Annotated in this window: 1 protein-coding gene (running past both ends of the window); it reads right to left on the minus strand. The window is 65.2% G+C overall.

The coding region annotated (locus ACZY0B_RS19690) for an HAD-IB family phosphatase (protein ID WP_463765893.1) crosses the window boundary (this coding region is incomplete at its 3' end): on the minus strand, positions 1-26,121 show 26,121 of its 44,462 nt. Its footprint runs off both ends of the window (16,765 nt to the left, 1,576 nt to the right).

Raw genomic sequence — 26,121 nt, forward strand, 5'->3', positions numbered from 1 at the left:
ACAGCTGCGCGACATCGACGCCGAAGCCGTCCGGAAGCGCTGCGAACGCCCGCACGAGGGCCACGCGTTGCGCAGCCGGCGCAGGCTCGACAACACGATCGCGCGAGTCGGCGGACAGCTCCGGCACCACCAGCGCGGACAGCTGCTCGACCCGCTCGTCGAAAATCCGGGCCTGCGCCTCGGCGGCGAGATACCGTGCGACCAGATCGGCGAACTCATCGGCGCGCCCGTTCTCCCGCGCGGCCGCGTACAGCTCAGCGTCAGCGAGGAACTCAAGCGAAAGTTCCTCTCCGGCAAGAGTTCCCAGCTCACCGATCAGCTCGACCAGTAGGCCACGCAGGACAGCCGCCACATCGTCGGCCCCCTCTTGCAGGGCGTCGAACTCCTCCAACTCGCTACTCGGCGAATCCTCACCAGGCTGGGATTGCAACGAGCTGCCGATGCGTCCGTCGACGCCTTCCTCGCGCTCCCAGTCGATTTCATCCGTCTCGTCGAGGGGCCGCTCGGCTTGTCCTTGCTCGTCGAACACGATCCCGGCGAACTGCACACCCGGCGCAGCGAGCTCCCGCAACCGCCGCTCGGCCCCGGCGCCGAAGTGACTGTCCTCACGGTGGCGGTCGCCCCGCTGCACCGTTTCGTGCAGCCACAACATACCGTCATCGGTCGCGGTCAAGGTGAACGCGTGCGCATCGAACACACCCGAGCTGTCTGGACCCGGATGCCGCACCGTCATCAGCACGTGGCGAGCCGGATCTTTGTCGTCACGCAACCGCGCCGCAAACGACCAGGGGCTGCCCGCTTCCCACCGCCCGTGCGCGAACTGCGACAACTCCCGGCTGCTGAAACCGGCCGACAGCAACACCTCCACGATCGACTCGGCGTCCTCTCCGAACACGTCATACGGAGTCTGCACCACGGTCCGCCCGCCGCAAACGAGTTTCAGGAACTCCAGCGTGCGCAGACCGCACAGCCCGTAGCGCCGCGATGCGACCTCGTCGACCTCGGGCTCCTCCACAACAACTGAGGCCGGGGTCGCCGGAATATTGTCGCGGAACCACCCGGCCGTCGTCCGGTAGACGGCATGCTCGCCTTCGGTCGCCCGGATCTGCGGATTACGCACCGCCGCAAACGATTCGGCGAACAACTCGGACAGAGTCCTCTCGGGCTTCTTGACACGACGCGGGTCTGCGTTCCTCCGAATGAGGCCCCTGAATGCCTGCCGGCTGTAACCGCTGAACTGGGCCTGAAACCACAGCCAAAAACCCGCTATTTGGGTGTTCGAATCGACGTCACGTGACACGTAATGCTCGACGTAGCGGTCCCACAATGCTTGCATGACCTCGGACGCAGCTTGATGGCCCCCGGACCACCACACAGCATGAGCAATTTCGTGCCGCAAAATATCGGTGGCAGGTTCCCCGATGCCCCGAAAATGCCCCTCTTCTTGTCCCTCGATCACCCACTTGCGCCGTTCCGACCCGGCAACCAGCAAGGCCCGGCGCAGCACTATCCGGCTGACGTATCGCGCTGCAGAGCCTCCGCCCGCGCGTTGGCGCGCCCGCCACACCACTCTTCTGTGCCCCAACACATCACGTAACGCTCGCACGCCCTGATAGGCCGCCCCGAGCGACAACACGGACAATCCCGTACCGGGTGCGATGAAATGTTCCACGGCCTCGATCAGGATGGCCGCACCCGTAGTGGCAACCGTCCGGCGGGGGGTAGTGGAAAGCGTAAGCCCGTGTGTTCCCGGGTTCAGGTTCCTTATAGCCCGGGCAGAAATTTGTGTCAACGTCATTCCCGGGAAGTCCGCGAAAGTCTCCGCTACCACCACGGCCGCACTGCGGAGGAAACCCTCGTCGAAATCGGAGCCGGCCAGCTTGAACTTCACGCCATATGTCTGCTTGAGCCAGTCGGCGATCTCATCCAGCGAACCGGTGCGGAAGATTTCCGGCAACCGCGCACCGGTAGGCTGCGACCCGGCATCGGCGGTGGACAGCAAGGGCCCGTGGTCGAGGTTCACCTCATCCTCGTCACCGTCGTCGTGGCGTTGGCCGATGTGGGTGCTCGGTCCAGCGCGCGGTGTGGTCGTGGTGGCGCCGGTGTCGTTCGGGCCGATGAATTCTTGAGCACTGCCATCGTTGTTGTACTGCAACGCGTGCACGGCCCGACTACCCGCACTGAGCCGAGCCAGACGCCGTTGCGCTTGCGCGCCACGGTATTCCACCGACTCCATGGTGGGTCGGCCACGCTCATCAACATTGCCGCTGGGAACCAGTTCATGAACCACAAGCTCCGGCTTGCCGGTGTCTTCGCTACGCGCGCGCCTCGCAGTGACCGCATGGGTGTTGACCGCCCACTGTTGCTCGTCTTCAGACATCCCACCGCGAAGGTTGGCGTTCTCAAAAGCCAACAACGCCACACCCACCGCGGCGGGGTCATCGGCGTTGGCGACCAGACCATCAGCAACCGCAATAACAGCCGCTTCCCGTTCGACAGCCACCTGACCGGTGGCGCTGATTTCCACCCAGTTGGTGTGGCCACGTTGGGCCAGCACGCGATCCCCGAAACCCATAATGGCCAGCATCGCAACGTCATCCGCGTTGTCGGGCAGCTCGATCGGCGAACGATTAGTCTTGGTGGACAGCCAGTCATGGACGTAGAGCAGCTCGTTGAGCCCGCACAACCGGTTGTCGATCGTGAAACCCTCGGGCAAGAACGCTAAAAACCGCGCCAAAAACGGCCCCAACAGATCAACGGCCGGCGTGCCCGACACACCGGCAGGCGCGAACCACACCGACGCCGCATCACGCGCCACCTCATCGCGCTTATGCGCCAACCACTGCTCCGCAGTCAACTCCGGCCGGGCCGACAAGACCCCACTGGTAGCCACCTGCGCCGTATCGTCTACACCGGTGTTGGCAGCTTGCTCACCCGCTGGTTGCTCAGCACCCATCTCTCGTGCGCTCAACTCGGCTCCGGCCGCAGCGGTGCCGACGCCAGCCGCGAATGGTACCGCCGATGGTGTGGACGGCGCGGTCGCGTCGACAGACTCGCCCACAGCAGCTCGCTGATCCGTTGTTGGGCTTGACGTCTCGGAATCCAGACCGCGCTGTGAGAGCCCATCTGCGCCGTCCGAATCGCCGTCGCCAGCCGCCGGCTGCTCGACGAAGGCCGTGCCGCTGAGGATGGTCTGGAACCTCGTGTACACCTCCACCACCACCAGCGGGCGAGCGCCTGCGGTGTTGAGCCGGTCGGCCAGTTCCATCCAATCGAGTTCGCCGACAGCCACAGCCACCTCAGCATCCAGCCCGCCGTCGAGCACCGCCCGCACCAACGGCGACGCCTTCCCGAATCCCGCGAGGTAGTCGACCACACCGCGCCATTGGCGCTGTAGCGGCGCGGCGTCGTCGAAGTCGACGGGCACAGCCGGATTAGCATCGCGCACGAATTCGGTGACAAGCGAGCGTATTCCGTCAGGATCGAGGTCGCCGGGATCGTGCCAGCCGTAGTCCTGGTCGACCTGCTGGACGACCCGCCGCAACTCCTCGACACCGCCCACCTGTGCAAGCAGGTGATCGTCCATGGCGACGACGTCCTCGAGCGCCACCCGATACGGGGTGCCCAGGCCCTCACCAAAGCCCCAACGGCGCATCATCGCTGCGGTAAGAGGCGAGAATGTCTTCCGCGCACCGGTCACTTCGTGGACCAATAGGCAATCTCGGCTGGCCGAGGTGCCGTCGTCAAACGGCGAGAACTCACTTCCCATGCCAGCAGGGATGTCCTTGGCGCGGTAGCGGGTCCCGTGCTCGTCGCGGTACCGAACCTCCCTGCCAGAGGCAAGGTTGAGGCGCATGAGGATTTTGTCGGCCACTCGCAGGGGGTCCGCGACAGTTTTCCAACTGAGGTGGAGTGCCTGACGGAGATCGTTGTCACGGGCCATCACCTCGTCGAGCTGCTCGTCGTCGCCGAGGTACCTGGCAGACGATCGTTCCCAGGGCCGCATCCGGCGCTCAAGCTCCGCTTTCGGTATCCCGTTGAGGTGCGTCGCCCGCCGAATCACCTCGGTCGGGTTGTCGGCGCCGCTGACGAACCCCGACGGCTCCTCACCCCGCGGAACCTCCGGCAGCCCCGCATTGGCCGCCGTCACCGGCTCAAGCAACTCGGCCCGCATCAGCGCGATCGCGCCCCACGGCGTGGCGACCCAACGCCGCACCTGGTCGCTGCCCTGTACCACCACGGCGGGCAGCTCACGATCACCGAATCGCACGCTGTCCGCGCCGACCACCTGAGAACCCGCGGGAATATGGCGCTCCGTGACGGGGTCGAAGAAGTCGACGAAATCGGTCCCGTCGACGTTTTGCAGCACCGCGATGAACTCTCGGTCACCGATGTCTAGCCGCATGACCCCATCGCCGAGATCCACAAATCCCTGCTGCAGCAACTGATCGCGCACCGGATCACCGGCCTGCGCACGCCGAGCCAGCCCCTCCCTCGCAGTGGGGCTCCCAACATGAGAACCACTTCCACTGCGCCCGTGAGTATCCGGGTCTCCGGCGTAGCGGACGAGAAGCTCCCCGACCCCGTCCCGGGTCCGGGCCTGTGTATCGACCTCCACCGCCACCACTTGCCGCTTCCTCTGCCAGGACACCGTGCTGTAGAAGCGAACACCGCCGCCACGCTGCTCGAGCAGAAGCCCCGCACCCCAGAACAACCCGCCTCCCGCCGGCTCGATCCCGGCGATGGTCGCCAAGCCCGTGCCGGGCGATCGCCCCGGGAGCTCGTCATTCGACGTCTCGTCGTCGGACATCCTCCCAAACGGCTCATCAGGCCCCGACTTGGGCGGAATACCGGAGTTTTCGGGTTCGGCCGTGTGTTGCGAGTCGGCCTCAGCCTGGTCAGCAGCCGAATCGGCGGCAACGGTGCTGGTAGCTTGCACACCTGTCGGTGGCTGGGCAGCGGTCTCTTGCGCGCCCACCCCGGCGGCGACGGCAGTGGTGCCGACACCGAGCGCGGCCAGAGTCCCCGGCGGCGTGGATTGCGCAGTCGCGCCGGCAGCAGCTAGTTGATCCGTTGTCGGGCTTGACGTCTCGGATTCCAGACCGCGCTGTGATAGCCCATCTGCGCCGCTTTGCATCTCGCTCGCCAATTCCGCGCCGCGACCAGGTATGTCGTCACGCCGGAGCGTAGTTTCGGGCAGCGCAAGGCCTAGCTTCGCGCGGAAGAAGGAGAACACGAGGGCGAACTTGAATGCTGCCTGCTGATGGTTCGCGTGGAAGTGGCCACCTTCGGGGCTTTCGAAGAACGAGACGTCGCGACCCAGCCGCTCGAGCAGCTCCGTCATTTTGCGGGCGTCACCGGGTGGAACACGATCGTCGATGGTGGAGGTGGTCAACAGGATCGACAGGTGCTCTCCCAGCGCGGCGGCGTTGTGGTACGGAGAGTAGCCGCGCAAGTAGGCCCATTCCTCGGGCTTTCTCGGGTTGCCATACTCATCCGGCCAGCGGTGTTGCTTCATGTCCAGCACCGGATTCGCCGCGACGAGCGCGCGGAACAGGGGGGAGTAGCGCGGGTTGGTCGCCATGACGCCCATCAGCAGTCCGCCGTTGCTGCCGCCGAGGCCACCGAGCTGTTCGTTGGTGGTGATGCCGCGCGCGACGAGGTCTTCGGCCACCGCCGCGAAATCCTCGAAGGCCTTGTGCCGGTTGGCTTTGACGGCCTGCAGATGCCAGTCGGGGCCGTATTCGCCTCCGCCGCGGCCACACGCCAACACCCAGATCCCGCCGTCTTCGAGCCAGCCGATCCCAGCGGCGCCGAAGTAGCCGGGTGTCTGACTTACTCGGAAACCGCCATAGCCGGTCACGATGGTCGGTCCGCTGGCTCCTTCACGTCGGACGACGAAATACGGTACGCGTGTCCCGTCTGCCGAGACGGCAAAGAGCTGCTCGACACCGATGTCTGTCGCGTCGAAGACATCCGGCAGTCGCGCCAGGGTTTCCAGCCTGCACACCACGTTCGGGGCGCCGCCGGCCGGTGCGGTCGGATCGGCTGGGTACGTTTGGATCGTGGCGGCCTGCAGCACCGGCGGTGTGATGAATCCGGTTGTCAGCAGCATGAACTCGTCGCTGTATGGGCCCGCGTTCTGCACTACCAGTGTCGACATGGCCGGTGTTCCGGCGAGCGGTTGCCGGGTCCATCCGTTGGGGCCGGGAGAGAGGATTTCGACCCGGCACTGCACGTCGATGAGCAAGGTCAAAATCAGGTGATTGGCCGTCCAAGTGAGATCGTGCAGGGCGGTGTGCTCGTCGGGGGTGAACAAAACGTCGAAGCTGCGATCACCGGCCAGAAACGCCGGAAAGTCGGCGACAAGCAGCGCCCCGGCGGGATATTCGCGACCGCCGACGCTCCACGGACTGCTCAGCCGAATCAGCAGATGGTCCTCGTGCCAGGACACATCCGCATCGATCGGCGCGGCGATCACCTGTCGGGAGCCGTCCGGGTGCAGCAGGATGTACGCGCGGTGATACATGTCGATGGTGCGGATCAGATAGTGGCACTCGAAGCCGGGCGTCGGGTCGTAGCGCGCCTCAATCATGCTGTCGGTCTCGGCGGCCTCACCGACGACTTCGGCATCGGCGAGCTGGGTTCCGCGGCGCCAGCGTAGGGCTGATCCGCCGTAAAGCTGGGGGTCGGGCGTCACGTAGACGGTGTCGGCGTCGATCCACGACACCGTGTGGCGGCCCGTAAACAGGTAGAACCCGCCGCTGCCCGGCGACACGAATTGGCCTGTCAGCAGGTCTAACTCGCGGATCTCGCACTGGTCTTCACCACCGGCAGACAATTTGATCAGCGCGCGCTTGCCCAATATCTGCGCCCCGGCCCACACCCACGTCTGCTGCTCGGCCGCGCCAAGAGCGTCGAGGTCGAGCACCGTGTCCCACTTAGGCTTTCCGCTGCGGTACTCGCGTACCGTCGTGCGCCGCCACACACCCTGCGGATGCTCGCCATCGTGCCAGAACTGGTACACCCACAGCCCATCTCGTTGCACCCCGACAAACCAGTTGTCCGAGTCAAACGAGGCCACCAGCCGACTCTCCAGCGCTGCGAACTCAGGCGAGCGGGCGTAATCGGCGATCGTAGAACTGTTGTGGCCGCTCACCCAGCTGCGCACACGGCCCCCGTAGGCCTCCTCCAACCACCGCAGAAGATCGTCTTCTTCGCCTGCGCCGCCATCGTTACGCAGGTCGACGGGCCGCAGCTCTCCCGCGGTCCCTTCGTCCCGGTTGATCAACGCGGACGCGGCCAGGTCGCGCTTCCCGAGCTCATGGCGTGACTCCGGGTCTTGGCCCTCTGCGACGGCCGTCACGAGCCCAGAAACGAGCTGTGCCAACCGGGCTTCGTGACGGCTGTTTTCACGACGCAGCGCATTGATCGCCTCGGCGTGCTCAACGAGCGCCCGCAGTTGCTGGTCATCCGGAGTCAACTCCGGCTGGGCCGACGAGGCGGGTGTGGCATCGTTCTTCCGGTCGTCATCGAGCACGAGCAACTCGGGTATTGGGTTGAACGCAGTGCCGTCGGGTTTGAAGCCCACGATGTAGCGGATCGCGCCCGGCTCACGAGCAAGCCCGGCGCGCGGTCGCTGGGAAGTGATCTCGATACGTCCGCCACGACTGGTCGCGAGGGTTAGCCAACCACCGTCGAAACCGTAACCGTCACCGTTGTATTGGACATCGGCAATAAGGTACGTGGTACCCGCAGGCGAATCCAGCAGGTACCGGCCCAACGCTTCTGGAGTGACTTGATGGTGATCGACGCGTCCGAAGTCGTCGAAAACGCTTGCCAACTCGGCGGGACTGACATCCTCCCCGTCCAGTACCGGACCGGCGGCGGTGTCGCGGCCGTATGTGGTCTCTAATGCGCGTCTAATGGTCTGCCAATCGGGCAACCGGAATAGCTCAGGCTTCTCCGGCAACGCAGGCAGGTGCACCTGCAGATCGCCGGTGACCACAGGTATGCAGCCAGTTGTGGCGTAGTGGTGGATCACCCACTGCGGCCAGCCGAGCATGCCGCCGTTGATCTGGACCGCAAGGACGGCCTCGCCGATGGCCTCCCCGGCATTAAGCGAGGTCTTCGCATCGTCATCGAAGGCGTAGTACGACAGCAGTTGAATCCAGACGCCGTAATCCGCGTAGTCGCCACCGATCAGGCCAACCTCCACCAGCTGGCGGTGAACTTCCCGCAACACCTCCTCGAGGTGCGTCTCGATGTCTACTCCCACTGACCAGGCAACGCTCTTGGATCCATCCGCGTCGGACTGAAGGGTTTCCACGATGTGGTCCTGCGCGCAGAAATTCAGGACGTGCCCGAGCTCATGCATCATCACGTCGTAGACGGCCTTACCGGTCCCCCGTGGATGCCACTCCGTCTGTAGGTCGTCGCTCCGCCTGGATTGCATGCGGTCTGGGTCGGCAACCCATCCGAGGTCCAGCGCGACGGTGCAGCCCCCCGCGGTAGTGGGCCGAGAAGCTTGTCCGTACGGGGGTTCCGAGTCCCGGTCGGCTCTCGGCAGGAAGTCAAGCTCGATCCGGTCGAGTCTCGCCCGCTGCCCATGTTCGGGCATGAAGTCGTCAAGAGCGCGTTTGACCTGCCGGACAGCGTCGGCGCGCACGTAGGGATGATCGAACCCGACCAGCTCCGGGTAACCCTGCCACTGCATTTTCCTGAGCAGCTTGGATTTTCTGCGGGCTTCGCGGGTGCGCCCCTCGCGAGCCCGCCGCTCGGCGGGGGTGTGCACGGCGTGACGCTCAATCTCGGCCAAAAGTGTCCGAACGGTAGTCCAGGAGGTGCCGCGCGGCGCCCGTCGTTGGAATACGGCCAACTCCTGCCGTATCCGAAATATCTCCGAAAGGGGCAAGTCGTGATCTTTAAGCTCGCCGATCGCAGTGTCGCAGAAGTGTTGTGCGTGCGGGCCGTCGCGCCCGACCAGCACCTGACACAGCCCGTACAGTCTGCCCTCGCGCGAGTCAGGTTCGGGTTCGGGCTGGTACTCGCGGATCAGAACATTGGTGATCTTCTGAAAGTGCCGGCGGGTGTTGATCCAATAGACGGCCTCGCCGTTGGTCATACCGGCAGCACCGATCGGCGCGCCGATGGCCTCGGCAAGCTCGGACATCACCATGGCATCGCGCGCATCTGAGGCGTTGGGGTATGTCTCGACCTGCAGCCGGAACCCATTCGGGAACGTCTGCAGTTCCACCTGCCGGTCCGACGAGGACTCCAACGTCCGTACCTCGGGCTCACCCGAGGCCCTAGCCCTCATCAGGGCGTGCTCGAACTCCCGCCGGGAAGCGAGCTCCTTTCGCTGTACCTCGGATGCCGACCGACCGACATCCGCAGCGCCGTTCTCGTCCTGCTCACGCTGTGCCTCCTCGAGCGCGCGCTGCGGCCAGCGCACCCTGCTGTCCGGCGCGCCCTCGTCAAGCCCGGCCATGCTTTCGCGCGCAGTCTTAAGCGACTGTTCTCCGTGCCAAAATGCGAGTTCGTGTTTCAGAAGTTTACGACCCAAATCGGGTTCACCCGGTGCCGTGAGCTTGAGTACGTCGATGGGCTCTGGCAGGTCGGGATGTCCAGGCTCCAACCGCCGCATGAACTCGGTAAGAACGGCTTTGGCCTCATCCTCCAGTAACAATTCACCCGCTAACCCTCGCAGGTTGTCGAACGACTCGCGCAAAAGTTTTAGATCGGGGTCCCACGTGCCTCGATGAGCCCACACCTGGGTGCCCTCGTCCACAGCGGAAAAACGGAAGCGATCTACACCGACACGCTCCCAATAGTCAATGAATTCCCTGACAAGCCCCGTTTCCTTGTACTCGTCGGCGATTCTCACGTGGTTCAAAACGACAACGAGTTTGCCCTCCCCGTCACGGTAGGCGTACCACGTGATCGATCCAATTTCCCGATCACCGTCGACGATGGGACCGCGGAACCTGTTAACGGTGCCGCGCACCCCATCCAGTTGGGGGTGTTCATCGAAGCGACGCTCATCATCGTCGGGGATCAACTTTCCTTCTAGCACAGGGTGGGGCCCATCCAGCCCGGAGAGATTCTCAGCGAGCCGGTCGACTCGCTCCTGGTCGCCGCTATCGAGCACCTCGCCCAGTGGTTCTGCGTCCCGGGTCTCCAACTGGCGGTCACCGCGCAAATGGTGTTCGGCGTTGGCGACGATCACATCACGCACATAGCGCGCCAACCCGGGCGCGAGCGACTCGTACGGGCCACGGAACTCCCCATCGGTGACCAACCGGCGCGCATCATAACGATGCACCGCATAACTGTAGTCCCGGGCCAACCGACGCCGCAGACTGAAATCCTTCTGCGCCAATGTATTCGCATTAACGGAGCCCGGCACAACACCACGCTCCATTGCCCAAGCGAAACGCGCCCTCAGCACATCCTGCTGGCCTGTCAGCTCCGACCTGTCCACGTCCGACAGCGCCGCCATGCTACGAGATTGCTGCCGCCACACATCCAGCCAGCGCTGGTCGTACTCGTGGGCCGGAACCAGCGAAACACCCTCGGCGTCAAGATAGACGACCGCCATCCGAGACACCGAGCCCTCACCGCGTGACGGCGGCCAACTCACCAACCGGTCCTCGTCGTCGTAGTAGTGCACCAGCCCGCCGATGTTGACCGCGAAAAGGACCTCGGTTCCGGGTCTGTCGGACCAGTCCATGGCAACAATCGCTGATGCCTTCGGCCCCAAATACTTCAGCGTCTCACCCGCCTCGGCATACGTCGCGAACAACCGATCAGACCCCACCGCGTCGAACAACTCCCCGGGCCGCGAAAGCGAGCCCGCAGCACCGGATTCGATCTGGATCTCAGGGCCGTACCTCAGCAACAGTTCACGCGCCACTCGATCGACCGAATCCCCAACACCCACACCAGAAGACTCGGACCCCTCCAACGGAGCGCGAGGACCCGTGCCGCCGTCAAGATCATCGGGGTGCTCTGCGGCGGGATAAGCGATAGGTGGTTGCGCCGGCATGGCGGTGGGACCGGTGTGCCAGCGTGGATCCCACCAGCGGCGGTCGTTTGAGTGGTGGATTTCGGGGTCGTCGCCTATCCGGAGCAGGCGCCTGGCGGCGGGCTCGTGGGTGCGCGGTAGCCGACCCCGCCGGCGCACGATGCTGCGGTGTTCCTCGAAATCGACCCGTTCGGGATGCCCGGCCGCGATACGACCGAAGTTGGCCAGCGACTCGGTGCGCACCGTCGGATCGGCGCCTCGGTCCACGTAACGGTGATACGACATATGGACTCCCAGGATGGGCTGGCGGTCCATCGAAGTTGGGAATTCGGCGGTAATACGTTGCGCACCAAAGAAATCCATCGCTGGATCGACGCCAAGTCCACGTCCCAGGATCCGGCCGATCGAGCGCGGGGCGGCACCTCCCAGCTGGGTGACCACGTCGCGTGACGACGACGCCACAAACACGTTGTCGGCCCCGATTTCGAAGGCATCTGCATGCGGTATCGGGCCGAGACCGGGTGAACCGATCAGCGTGACGGTACGCACCTCCTTGCCTAACCGCCCACCGTCCCCGGCGTAACCGGTGGTGGTCGACGCATAGGAAAGCGCAAACACATGATTGCCGGTGAAGTGGCTACCGTCGCCAGCCTTTGCGTCGTGGGCGGCGTTAAACGCGCGTAGGTCGCTGTAAAGGATTTGGCCGCCGATCCGCGCCAACTTACGACCGGCCACCCGCCAACTGCGCCACCGGTGCGGCGTCTCATAGCCGATGTAGGCGATCGAGGCCGCCGACGCCTTCGGCTCCTCGCGCAGCGTCGATTTCAGTTGGTTCAGCGCATTGCGCAGGTACAAGTGGATTCGGTCGATCGGCATCCCCAATCCGTCCAGGTACCAGGACACGGACTGCGCCTGATAGGGGTCTTCGCCGAAGCTGACGATCGCCCTTCCGTGGCCGTCGAATGCGTCGGGGTCAAACGCGAGTAAGTAAGGACCGGGCACTTCGGCCCTGTCGGTAGCATTACGCGCTGCTGTCAGTGCTCTTTGGATTCGGTTGGTGCGGGCCAGTTCCCGACGCTCGGTGCGGGTTAAGCGCTCGCCGCGATCGCGCTTGGCCTGCAACCGGTCCCGGCGAGCCAGCCGCGCATCCAAGGAACGGGTATTGGCCTCGTGGCGGGCCCACACGGGGATGCCCTCGGCATTTCCGACTATGTCCGGATGAGCCTCGATCAGCAATTGCTGTTGATAGTCGCTGAGCCCGTCCCACCACCGCGTATTGGCCTGGGCCCGTTCGACGGCGGCCTGTGCATCGCCCAACGGGTTGACCAGTTCATCGACCGGCACCGGTGGAACCCGCAGTGACAGCAGCTCATTGACCGCGTCGACCAGATGAAGATCGGTGCGAAGGTGTCCTGCCTGGCCAGACGACGAGAACGGCTCTTCACCGAAGCCGGCCGCGCGTCGCACCCAGGCACGGAATCCACCGCGCGGTCTACTCTCCGCACGTAGATACCGGACAACATCCAGACCTGTGCCGTCCTGCCGCACACTGATGCCGTCCAGTAGTTGCCGACCCAAATCGGGCGTGTCGGGCGTGGCGAGTTCCGCGATGTCGGTCAGCGCGGGCAGACGGCGATGGTTGGGCTCCAACCGCTGCACATGTTGATCGATGACGCGCCGATCGGCATCGTTCAACGTCTCCCGCAATCGGCTTGCCGAGCCCTTGACTGCGTTCAGTGATTTTTGCAGTTTGTGTGGGTCCCATAGGTCGCCCCGACGGGCAGCCGCATAGGCGCCTTTTGCGTGAGTATGTGTCTCGATGCGATCAACGTCGGTGTCGATGTAGTACTGATAATCCAGTTTCGAGGCGAGCGCCTTGGAGAATCTTTGACCTCGAAAGCGCTCCTCATAGATTTCGAGCCCGGTGTGGTAGGCGACGAGTTTGCCGTCGGTATCGCGGTCGAATTGCCGCTGAATCCGCCCGATCTCTTTGTCCCCGCTGAAGACCTTTCCGGTGAGAATGGCTGCCCCGCCGACTGGCCGCCCGTCGAAAAGAACGCGGTACGGTCCGTAGATGCCGGAGAGATCCTCGGCGAGCCGCTGAACGAGTTCCTTGACTCTCTCGGGGTCTGAAGCGGCGAGTACGTCGGGTAGGCGATCGGCGTAGCGAATATCCACCCGACCGCGAGTGCGCGGATCCTGAGCGCGATACTCCGCTTGCCGCCGTAGGAAGTCTGGATCGCCGCGAAGTCCGAGCCGGCCTGCGGCACGTTCTTTGAGCGCCCCGCCAGGGGGGCCGGCGATCTTCTTTTTGGGGTCGGGGTCGTCATCGACGGCGTCGTCGAGGCTTACGAGTCGGTCGAGTGCTGTGAGACGCGGCGGCGCCCTGCCGTCCTCGTCAGAACCCTGATAGCCCTCGCGCAACGACAACACCCACGCGTCACCGATTAGCGGGTTATCACCCAAAGCCTCATCGCGCGCAATCCACGGATGCAAGACGGGCTCGTCAGCTTCGGCGTCGAGGGAACGAATCCAGTTTTCAAGTAGCCGCGGACCCACCACGGCATAATCAAAATCAACCCACACCCGACCATCACGGTCAAGACTGAGCTCAAGCACGTGACGCTGCTCGGCCCCCACACGGTCAACGACCATCACCAAACGATTCGGGAGCCGCTCGTCTGAATGGCCCATCTGAGCAACCGCCGCCAACAGCGGGCCGAAATCCCTACGCTCCACGGGGTTTAGACCCGGCCACCGAGCAGCGATCCGATCATCCATCTTCTTGTCCACGGCCACATGAATCAGACGGCCACCGAACGTCGCCGCCACCCTCTGCATGTAGGTGCCCCGCCGCGCGGGCACCAACACACGGCCGTACACATCGCGCTCATGATCAACCAACACATCCACACAATCGACCCCAGCGCGCGGCACACGCGGGCCTCCAAACCGCAATACGCGGGGATCCTCCACCTCCGCATCGACCCCGTTAGCCGAATCCGAGTCCGTCCCAAGGACTTCCATGGCCATCTGGACACGGGCTCCAGCCGTGGCCGCATCGGTGCCTAACCGCTCGGCCGCAGTGATTGATTCCCACTGCCCAAACGTCACGTGCTCGAGGATGGGTCCGATCTGTGCTGCGGGCAGGCCTGCACCCGCTAACACCGTGCGCACGAAGTCCATCACTTCGCTGTCGGAGAGCACCTGCCCCAACACGGGCACATTCGTGGCACGACGCCCCTCGATCACACCGCGCGCGTATTCGACCTCGGCCGCAGACCGCCCGAGGACATCGGCCACCTCGTCCTCGACGAGGTACACCGAGCCCACCAATTCGACAGCGCGGCGCACCAGATTCGGATAGTCCCTTTCAACCAGGACCCGCATCATGGCGTCACGCATCCGCTCAACCGAGGACTCCACCGCGTCGGTCAGCCGCACCTCCAGCCCCGCGGACGGCCTCGCCCTGCCCTGCTCGATTCGGCTGACAGACTTCTGGGTCACCCCGGCCCGCTCGGCCACCTGGGCCTGGGTCAAGCCGAGCGATTCGCGTGTCGCGCGCAGGCACGCCCCGAAGATCCTCAAAACCTCCGGCGCCTCCGGTACCGCGTCGAAGTAATCGAGCACCTCCTGCAGTGGCTCATCCGCCAACCCCAGCGGCGCACCCAGCCTTTCAACAATGTCCCTCGACGGCTTCCAGTGACCCAACTCGACATTGCTGAGCTGGGCCCGGGTCAGTCCGGCCGGCTTGGCCACTTGCTCCAAGGTCCGTTCGAGCGACTCGCGCATATCGCGCAGCCACTGCCCGAATTCATCCTTCCCGTACTCGGTCAACGGTTTGACCTTCGGCAGCGCGAAGAAATGGTCAACCACCTTGTGCGCCGTGGGCTCCCACAGCGCCGCCGCCAGCGCCTTACCAATATCCCTCGACGGCTTCCGGCCCCGCTGGGCCCGGCCGATATGCGCATCACTCACATGGGCCTGGCGAACCAATTCCGGCCGGCTCCAGCCCCGCGACACACGCGCCTGCTGCAGCAACACCCCGAACACCGGGCCACTGCAGGCGGCCTGCGCCAAACACGATTCGAAATCACCCCGCGCATCCTCAGATGCCTGCAGCGCGTCGGGCAGGGTGGTGAACGCGTGCGCGAAGATCGCCCTCGTCAACACACCCGCGATCTCCGCGTCGTCGGTGACCTCACCCATCACCCGCTCGATCACGGGGCCATAAATCCCCCGCAGCCCCTCCTGGGCCACACCATCATCGGCCCCCGCACGCCGTACCAGATCGGCGACCTCATCACCGGACACCCCGGCACTCTCGACCGCACCCGCAATCGCATCCCACACACCCGACGGCACACGTGCTGGACCACCGACGGGAAGGCCGGCGATACCTTGGCCACCGCGCGCAATCCCAGCAGCGCGCGAACGCAGTTCGTCAACCAGCCCGTCCAACTCAAGCGTGCGGAAGATCTCCGGAGTGTCGACTTCGGGGCGGGGCTCATTCGGATCGCCGAGGTGGCCCAGGGTGCGGGCGGGACCGTGCCCGTACGCGGGTTGGGCGGCGCCATCGCTGTTGATGACGATGGCGTGCAAGGTGGTGCCGGTGCAGTCGATTTCGTTGAGGATGTCGGCTGCAGTCGCGCACACAACGTCGTAATCGCTTGTCGCGTAGGGGTCTGTCGCGGTGGGGGCCGCCTTGACCACGTGCAGCAGCACCTGCCCGCCTTCGGCGGTCAACGCCCACACATGCCCCTTCTTTGCGGACTCCTCATACTCGTGAGAGTCGTCGGACCCTGCAGACTCCGGTGGGCTGGACGCCAGGTAGACCAGAGCGATCGGGACGCGGTCATCGAGCAGCCAGGCAACCAGGTCGTCGACATCGGGGTCATCGACCCAGCCACTACCGTCCGGAGCGGCGTGCAGTGGCTGGCGGTTGAGACCGGCCGCCTGGTGGCCGCGGGCATGATAAGCGAATTCGGTTGCGGTCAAACCCATCCCGGGCAGCGCGGCCACATGGATGGTGTCCTCATCGGGAACACTGATCCCGGTGGCGATGCCGCGCAGGGCGAAGTACTGCTGCCCAAACGCCAATTGCGCGAACGCACACACCAACGGCATCGGCCCCACCAGCCCGGCCAACTTCAGATCCACCCGCACCTGCCGCAGGCGGGCACCGAACGCCCGCACGAAATCCAGGCCTGCCAGATCGGCGGCGTTGCCCCAGCCGTCATCACCGGCGATCGCCCCTCGGCCAACTGTGGGATCGTGCCCCGCCGCCGCGAGCGCGCGCCGCAACCAGTCCACCCGATCCGCCGCGGCGCGCAATCGGACGGCTGCCTCGACGAGTTCCTCGGCCAACCCACGGTTGCGCCAAAACAGCCCTCGTTTCAACAACAGCCACACCACGGGAGCCGGCGCTGACTCCCCGATCTCCGCCCAGGTCGCCTGCCACAGTTCAGCACCCGACTCGACCACCACACCCGACCCTGCCAACAGACCCACGAGGTCGTCGCGCAGCAGTGACACCGACTCCTGGGCCGCCCCGAGTTTGATCTCCAACTCTGCAACCGGGTCCACCGCCCCAGCAGCGAAGCGCTCCTCGGTGACCAAATCGGCTGCCCGCTGCCCGTATACGCCCACCATCGCGACCGCCTCCAGATACCCCGTCACCCGGTCACCGAGCGCGGCCAACTCCTGCTTACCCCTACGCGTAGCGACCAGATGTACATCCTCACGCACCAGCGCATCCAGCAACGCCTGCGGCGAGGACAGCGCTGCATCGACATCAATCTCAATCGGCAGCCGCCGCAACCACCCCTCCAGCATGTCTTGCAGACCCGACATGTGTTCCTGCGCGACCACCACCAACTCTTCGGCATCCTCACGCTCGGACCCGGGCTCATCCGCATCAACGTCCTGGCGCTCCGTGTCGGGCTCATCCGTATCGCCGGCCTCGTCGAGCGCCCGCTGCAGCCAGTACACCCGCTCGCGTGCGGCGCCGATTCGCACGAACACCTCAACGAGCTCCTCGGCCAATCCCCGGTTCCGCCAAAACAACCCTCGCCCCAACAACAACTTCACCGTGTCTTCCAGCCCGAGACCGGCGATCTCCTCCCAGGTCGCCTGCCACCGTTCGGCGCCCGATTCGACCACCACGCCCGACCCGGCCAGCAGACGTGCAAAGTCAGCTTGCAGCAGTGACACCAACTCCTGGGCCGCGCTGTGGTTGCTCATCAGCTCGCCGACCGGGTCCATCGCCGAAGCCGCAAAGTTCTCCTCGGTGACCATGTCTTCGGCCCGCTGCCCGTAGACGCCCATCAAGGCGACACCCGTCAGATAACTCGTCACCGCGTGGGCCACCCTGGCGAACAAGTCCTCGCCCGAGCGCATCGCGGCCAGACGCACATCCTCACGCACCAGCGCATCCAGCAACGTCTGCGGCGACGAAACCGCAGGATCGACATCGACATCGATCGAAAGCCCGCGCAGCCACCACGCCAGCGTGCCCCCCAGACGGGCCATCATTTCCCCTGCAACCCGAACCCACTGTTGGACGTGCTCGCGCTCGGAGCGGGACGGCGCCGGTTCACCCGCACCTGAGGGACCACCGCCAGGCTCCTCGGTGGTGCAGATCGCCTTATCCGGCTGCGTTGCGGGGTCGACTTCAGGAAGCAAGGCATCGTCGATGCGGTCGAAGCCCAGGTGACCGACCCAGGCCTTGGCGAGGTTGGCGTAGTCCTGTACCAGCAGCCATTCGGCGTGCGGCAGTGACATCGCGGTACGTCCCTCGGCTTTGGTTGCACGCGAACCGAAGTCGTAGCCTTCGGCCGTCAGCCGATCCACAACAGCGACCACAGCCGCCATCTCGGCCTCGTTTCCGCGGCCCTCCCGCCGGGCCTTGTCAACCCTCTGGAGCGCCGTGCGCAGCAATAGATGATTCCGGGGATCGAACACCAGCCGGTGCTCATCGGTGTCGACGAACACCACCGCGTGATCGACCGGTTCGCCGGTGTCGAACACCATCACACTGAGCGAACGCTGCTGCAGCTCCTCAGCGTCCGCGGCCAACGCCCCGTCCACCAGCGACGCCACATCACCATCGACGGTCAGCGGCGTCAACACCAAACCCAAGGCCTTACGCAACGTTTTCCACGACGTCCGCCCATCCCCATCATCCAGCTCCCCCGGGCTGATCCCAGCAGCACCAGCCAACGAAACCGCCTGCGTCACACAATCACCCAAAACGAACACCGGACCGAGAGCCTCCCGCAGGCGGTGGGTGGCGGCCTCGAGGAGTTCACGCGCCGCAGCGGCGGTGGTGCCCAACCGCCGCAAGGCGATGTCGTCCACCGGCCGCCAGTGCTGATCGAAGGCCAAATAGTTCAGCAGCGCCTCGATCTGCGTGTCTTGGGCGGGCAGGTCGGCCAATGCGACACGTACAAAGTCCATCACGTCGCGGTCGCTCAATGCCTGCTCGCCGAGCGGCGCGCCGTCCGCGATCACCCGATCGGCGAAGTCCACCTGTGAGTCTGACCAGCGGTGGCCAGCGGGCGGCGCGCCGTCGGCGCGCCAGGCACGCACCTCGTTGACCAAGTCGACAGCACGGCCACGCAGATCCGGATAACGGCTTTCGAACTGCACCGCAAGCATGAGCTGGCGCCACTCATCGACCGTGTACTCCAAAGCCGCGAGCACCAGCCCCGCGACTTGCGCGGACATGTTCGCGCCCAACTCGACCCCGCCGACAGTGTTTGGATGGACTGCTGTCTTGCCATCCGGGCGGACACGCTCGGCCAGGTCCTTCCGGTGCTTCCAGCCGCGCTCGACGCGTTTTTCGCGGACCAACCGCCCGAAGAGCTTCTTGACTTCCGGGTGCTCGATCAGCACCTGCACCTCCGGCTCCTCGACGAAGTACTCGAGCACCTCGCGCAGCAGCGCGTCCTGTGGCGCCTCACCGGGCAACCCCAGCAGCGCCGAAACCAGCTGCGCAGCTATGTCCCACGACCCCGGGGTCTGGCCCAGCTCGACGCTTGTGACCATTTGCGCGCTTATTCTGGCCCGCCTGGCCAAACCCAACGTTGTCCAACCGCGCGCTTCCCGGTTCTCGCGCACCCAAATCGCCAGCTTGTGCCGCTCCCCCTGGTATGCGGTCAACTCTTTCACCGGCGGCATCGGAGTAGTGTTTTGCGCCGCAACGCTATTCGCGGACCGGGGCGCACCCAGCGCAACCCGCAGGCGCTCCTGGGCGGGCTCCACCAACGCAGCAGCGGTTTCCTCGTCGATGCCCAACCGGTGGGCAACCTCGGCCAGGGGCTGCTTAAGGAACACGTGGTCACAGATGATGTCAAACTGTTCTGGCGAAAAGCCCGCCAATGCGGCACGCACGTAAGCCACCACCTCACCGCCGTGCAATGTCTGCGCACTCACCGGTCCGGTGACACCCCGCGCGAATTGCACCTGCTGGGTTGACAAGTCGAGGGCCTCGGCTAGCACCTCATCGGGCAAGTCTGTGGCTGCTTCAACGGAATGCTCCTCACACCAGCTGCGCACCGTGGTGATCAATTCGACTGCGCGATCACGCATATCCGGATACAGCTTGTCGACCATGACCGGCAGCACCGCCTCGCGCACGTGACCAACCGAAGACGTCAACACCGCCTCGATCCAGCGCACAGCTACCTTAGCGGACAGGCCCCCCTTGCCCCCCTCGACCTGGGAGATCATGATCGCAGACACTCCGACACCGTTGGCCACCATGGCCTGGGTCAAGCCGCGCGCTTCGCGTGCCTCGCGCAGCACCTGCCCGACAATCGCCAAGACCTCCTCGTCGGCGACTAACACCTGCACCGCCGGCAGCGCGACGAAGTAGTCAAGCACCTCCCGCAGCGACTGGCCCGACGACACAACCGACACCAGCCGCCTGGCTGTGTCCCTCGGCGGGTTGACCAGGCCCAACTCGACATGGCAGACCTCGCCCCAACTCAGTCCGGCCAGCTCGGCCACGTCCGCTATGGTCAATTCCAGTGACTCCCGCATATCGCGCAGCCACTTCCCGAACCCGTTGTTTTTCTTTTTCTTCTTGTCGTACTCGTTGTCGTAGTCGGTCCAGGGTTCGGCGACCGGCAGCGGACGGAAATGGTCAACCACCTTGCGCGCCTTTGGCCCCCAGAGGCCCAACGCCGCAGCCAACCACCCCAACGTGGACCTGGTCGTCCCCCCCTTGCTCAACTCGAGGTAGCGGACCTGCGACTTGGTCACCAGGGCGCGCCTGCCCAACTCGGCCTGGCTCAAACCTCGCGACAGACGTTTCTCGCGCAGCCACTTCCCCAACACCGGCGCGCTAGTTGCGGCCCGCGCCAAACACATTTCGAAGAAACCCACCGGATCCCCGGTGACCTGCACCCCGGCCAGCGCGGCGAACCCCTGCTCGAACACCAGCCCGGTGAGCACATCGGTGATCAAATCGGTGTCGGTGAACAGCGCGCCCATCACCTCGGTGACCGAGTCGCGATAGACCGCGCGCAGACTCTCCTGCGCCGCGCCATCACCAGCGTGCGCGCGGTCCACCAACGCAGCAATCGTCTCCGCGCTCACCCCAGCGCGCGGCCGATACACGCCAGCCGCGGCCGCGCCCTGCGGCGCCGACAAACATTCGGCCAACAACCCCGCCAACCCTGCCGGGTCATCGACAGACACCGACGCCACCATGCCCGAGGCAGCCAACGCCGCCGCCCGCTCATCACCGCGTGCCCCGCCGCGCAGCGCAGCAGCGATCACATCAGCGATACCTCCCGACCCGTCGACCACCACCACCGGCCGACCCGCCGCAATACTGTGCTCCACATCGGCATAAGCCAGCTGATCACCACCAACCAGCACCGTGACCGACGGCGACCCACCCGCCACAAACTTCGCGCTGCGCGCAATCCACTGCGCCACATCTGCGTGCTGGTTGGCCGGCAGGACAACACAATCCGTGACATGCGACTCCCAAACCACCGCATCAGCGTCGGCCGTGCCCGCCGCGGCCACACCCACCCACGGCACCGACACCCCCCGCGCTACACCGGCTTCACCCACCAACCCCCCAACACCAGTCGCCGTCGCGCTACCCACACCGAGCGCGCCGTGCTCGGCCATCACCGCCACAACCGCCTCAGCGAAAAGCACCCGCAGCCGGCCCAACACAGCCGCATCAAGCCCACCCACATCCCCGGCCACCACCACCGCCGGGCGCGGACCCTCACCGCGCACCCCAGCCAACGCCGCAGGCAACCCCGACACCTTAGAGACCCGCACCACCCGCGCCGGCCCACCCGTTTCGCCGATACCGAGGCCCACCGGGTCTGCGGCATGCGACGCACCATTCGCCGGCTCGTCGTCGGACCCCGATTGCCACGGGCTGCCGATCCGCCCGTCGACGCCTTCCTCGCGCTCCCAAACGATTTCATCGTTCTCGCTAAGGGGCAGTACCGCTTGGCCTTCCCCGTCGAACACGATTCCGGCGAACGCCACACCCGGCGCCGTCAGCTCCCGCAACCGCTGCTCGGCTTGGACCCCGTACAAGTTGCGGTCGGCGTTGAACTTGTCGTCGAGCAGCTCAGACTCGTGCAGCCACAACTCACCCTTGTCGGTCACGCTCAACGTGAACGCGTGCGCATCGAACCGACGATCACCCGAGTCACCCGGACGCGGGTAGCCCACCGCCACCAACACATGCCGCGCCGGATCGGTCTTGTCGTGCACCCGCGCCGCAAACGACCACGGACTGTTCGCTTCCCACCGCCCATGCGCGAACTGCGACAACTCCCGACTGCCAAACCCATACGACGTCATCACGTCGAAAATTTCGTCCGCGTCATCGCCGAACACATCGAACGGAGTCTGCACCACCGTGTGGCCCTTATAGCGGCGTTGGATGAACCGCAGCTCGCCTAAACCACACAGCCCATACCGGCGCGACGCCTCTACATCGACCTTGCGCTCCTCGATGACCACCGACGCCGGCGTCGCCGGAACCTTGCGGCGAAACTCGTCCAGCTCCCCGGTGCGGAAGATTTCCGGCAACTGCGCATCGGGAGGTTCCGACCCGTCGAGCATTCCCTCCAAGTCCGCCACCAACGAATTGGACGCCCACTCCAACCTGGCGCCGTAGGGAATCTCGCCTGGAACCTGTTCAGATCCATCGAGATCCGAGCCTGGCTGGTGGGAGCCCTCCCTCCCGGGCGGCGTGGATTGCGCAGTCGCACCGGCAGAATCGCCGAGACCGGCTGGTGGAACCGTTGTCGAGCTTGATGTCTCGGCATTTGGGCCAGGTTCTACGGAAGCTCCGGATGTGGAGCCGGGCTCGGGTGTGGACGCGCGCGCCACGTCGGGCGTGGCGGATGGCGGGCCCGCTGCGTTGGAGTGCGCCACCGGATCTGATTCCGCCGGGCTGGCGAGATCGGTGGGTGGCCCGCGGACGGATGTTGGAGACGTCGAGAGCTTGAGTTGGCCCTCGATGGGCAGGGTGCCCTGCGATGTGTGCACGGTCGATCCCTGGTGGGCACCGAAGGTGGTAGCCGCGGTGAGGTTCCGTTGGGCGGCCTGCTGGATTTTCGGGATTTGCTTGAGGAGGAGACGCTCGGCCGCGCGGCGGTTGTGTTCGGCGGTGCGCAGGGCGTCGGTGTTCTGGGTGCTGGGATCGGCCAGGTGGGCGGCTTGGGCGTCAGCGTGGGCCTTGGCGGCACCCTCGTACTTGGTGATGGCCAGCCCGATCTCCGGATCGCGGATCTGGGTGAAGGCGTCGTCGTCTGGTGAAAGACAAAACATGACTTCGCCGGGGTCACCGGCGCGGCCCACACGGTTCTTGAACTGGGTATCGACGACCTCGGTGATCCCGGAGCGGCCGTCGATGATCAGGAATATGCCACGCATGTCCCTGACTCCGTCTTGGCCCTTTGGTTTGCTCAGTTCTTTTACTTCGTCGCTAACTCGGTAGTCGGTCCCGCGCGCCCCCGCCGGGCTCACGAGCGTCACCCTGCCTTTCTCGCCGGCCCTTTTGATGTCTGCTTCCATGTCTTCTCGCCATGTCGCACCGTGGTCGAGCTGGTAATCCGCATCGCCAACGACGTCGTGCGGAATATCCATCATCGTCAAGAGCTTTGACAGCGCCCCAGGCTTGTCGTCGCGGTCGCCGCCGTACACCACCGGCTGGCCTTTTTCGTGCAGGCTTTTGATTTTCTCGGCGATCCACGCGCGTTTGGCGTCCTGGTTGTCGAACACCATGTCGTCGTGGGTGGTGACAGCGGAGGGGTTGAACTTTTCCACCCGGACCACCGGCCCCATCCGGTCATAGTTTTCGGCCACCACCTCCGAGGACTCGGTAGCCGTCCCGGAAATCAACGCGATGCGGTCGTCGCGGCGAACGTCGTTGTAGTACTGCTGGGAGGTGATCTCGGTGCTGGATTCCGCGTCATGGCGAATCGGCACCCCCGCCCCGCCGGCCGCGCGCTCCACCACATTCTCCTTGGCTTCCAACGCCTTGTGGATGTCGTTGGTGATCCGCACATCACCACTTTGCTCCTCAAAGTTGGTGCGGACTTCGCCGTTGATCCGGTCGATCAGATAGACAACGCCGTCGCGGACCTTGTAGTCGATATCGCGTCGGTACTGGTATTCCGCGATGGCGTCCCTGACCACATCGTCGACCCCGATGTCGTGTTTGCCCTGCTCGGTCAACAGCCGTTGGATTTCGGCTCGGCCTTCTTCTGTCAGATGCACCTTGCCGTAGCCATTGCTGTCGACGCCGAAATGTTCCTTGGTCAAATTCCCGCTGTCGATGTTGTCCTGGAAGAACTCGCGTGAGGAAATGAACCGGGCGGCGACCTCGGGGCGCGCTTCCTGGGCAGCGCCTTTGGAAATTTTGTACGTGGTGCCGACGCGGTCCCCCCCACCGCTCCAGACCGTCGCCTCGTCACCCTCGTCGATCACGTTGGGCCCTGCCGGGACTGGGTTGTCCTTCAAATGGCTGAAGATCTCGGTGCTGTTGTCCATCAGATAGATCGCGGCGCGGCCCGCGATCGGCTGGCGCATCGGCGCATCGGCGTTATCGCGGTAGTAGACATCGATGCCGTAGTCCTCGCCTAACGCCTGGCGGTATTCGATGAAACTCTTGGCGGCCAAAGACGACCGTGACGTCGTCATCTTCACCGCCAGGCCCTCTTTGGCCACCTTGACGGCCTCACTGACGGCATAGATCACCCCGCTGACCGACTTGCCCTCCCCGCACCCCATGTTCACCGATACCAACCTGCCGGCCGCCTCGGTGCCGACCACCAGCGCAAGCTCTTCCTGGGTGAAATACACATCGGCGCCCGGCGGCAACAGACGCCGAGCGACCTCGGTTGCCGCCAGGCTGCTTTCGAGCGGGTCATCGCCCCACAACAGTGTTTTCAACCGCGCCGGTGCGGCCTCCCGCAGCCCCAGCATCCGCCGCAAGTCCTGCCGCGCCTCGGCCGCGGCCTTGCCCACCGACCCCCGCTGCTCATCGAGGCCGTCATTGGCCGTCCGCCAATCCAGCAAGCCCTCGTCGAAGGCGCGAATGTATTCCGCGCCGGCCACCTGCGTCTCACTCACCAGCTCTTCGGACGCCTCCCGCAGCACGGTCTCGTGGTCAATCATGGCCGCTGCGTATGCCGCCTCGTCCCGCTCGAGCCGCTGCCGCGCCTCGTCCTCTAGTCGCTGGGCCCTGGCGATCGATTCTTTACCCCTCAACGCATCGCGCAGCTCGCGTTCTTGCTTGTCGACCTCGGACTGGAAACCCCGCCGCCGCGATACCACCTCGTCGCGTTCGGCCTCGGCCCTGGCCAGTGCCGCACGGTGGTCACCCTTGGCTGCCCGAAGCAGCGCCTCACGCGCCACCATTTGGGATCGCAACTGCTTAGTGCGCTCCTCGATTTCCCTGTCCAGTTCCTCGAGGACCTCCCCGCGGGGATCCATACCACGCTCGCGGGCCTCACGCACCTCGTCGGCACGCAACCGTTTACTGTCGTTCAACTCCTCCCGTGCCTTAGCCACGCCCTCTTCCGCAGCGTTGGTGCTCTCCCTCAAGCTGCGTTTCTCCCGGGCCTCGAGCTGGGCAACGCGAGCTTTGTGGATCCTGCGGCTGTCCTTCACGCGGCCTTCGGCCTTCTCGTCATCACGGCGCGCCTTGTGAAGGCGCTCAGCGGTGTCGCCAAGCACCCGCGCGGTCTGGGCATCGGCCACCGCGATTTTTTCGTCCGCTTGCGCCTGCAGCGCTGCGTAGAGCTTGTCGACGGCCTCCTTCAACACCGCATCGTGGGCCGCGGCAGCGTCTTGGAACGCCTGCGCGGCGGCGTCGCGCTGCTCTTCTGCGCGCGTAACGGCGTCCTCCACCGCGGCGATGCGTCGTTCGACGGCGGCCTGCACCTCCTCTTCATAGGACGCCCTGGCAGCCGCGACAGCGGCTTCACCTGCCGCCTGGTCCTTTTCGGCGTCGATGACGCGCTTTTGCAAGTCGGCGAGCCGTTGCTGACGCGCGGATTCCGATTCGGCATCCGCGACTGCGGAACTCGCCTCCAGCACGCGGTCACGCTCGGTGGTGGCCGACTGGTGTGCGGCCCGGCGCCGCGCCAAGTCCTCTTGGGCATGCACAAGCTCCTTGTGCGCCCCCCGCACCCGCTCATCCTCGGCCTTCACCCGCGCTTCCAGGTCATCAGCCAATTCCGCATCACGCCTGGCTACCGCGGACTTGAACCCGTCCTGACTCTTCTCGTAGCGTTCGAGTTCCCGATCAACCTGCGCGCGTGCATCTTTCACGCTCGGGTCGTCGCGCTCGGCTGAAACCCTCAGCTCCGCCCGCTTGTTTTCCACGCGCGGGTCCATCGCCCGCGGCTCACCGGCCGCCCCGGTGTGCGACACGGCGCCAACACCCTCGTCGACCCGCTCCGCTGCAGCATCACCGGCTGGCTCATGTCCCGCGGCCTCGCCGATGTCGTTGGCGGGAACCACAAGAGCGCCGGCGTCAAGCCGAGCGGTCTGCTCCGGTGGTGCCACCTCGATCTCGTCGACGTGCCCGTCCACGA

It is taken from the genome of Mycobacterium sp. IDUB_19 (assembly GCF_055419445.1).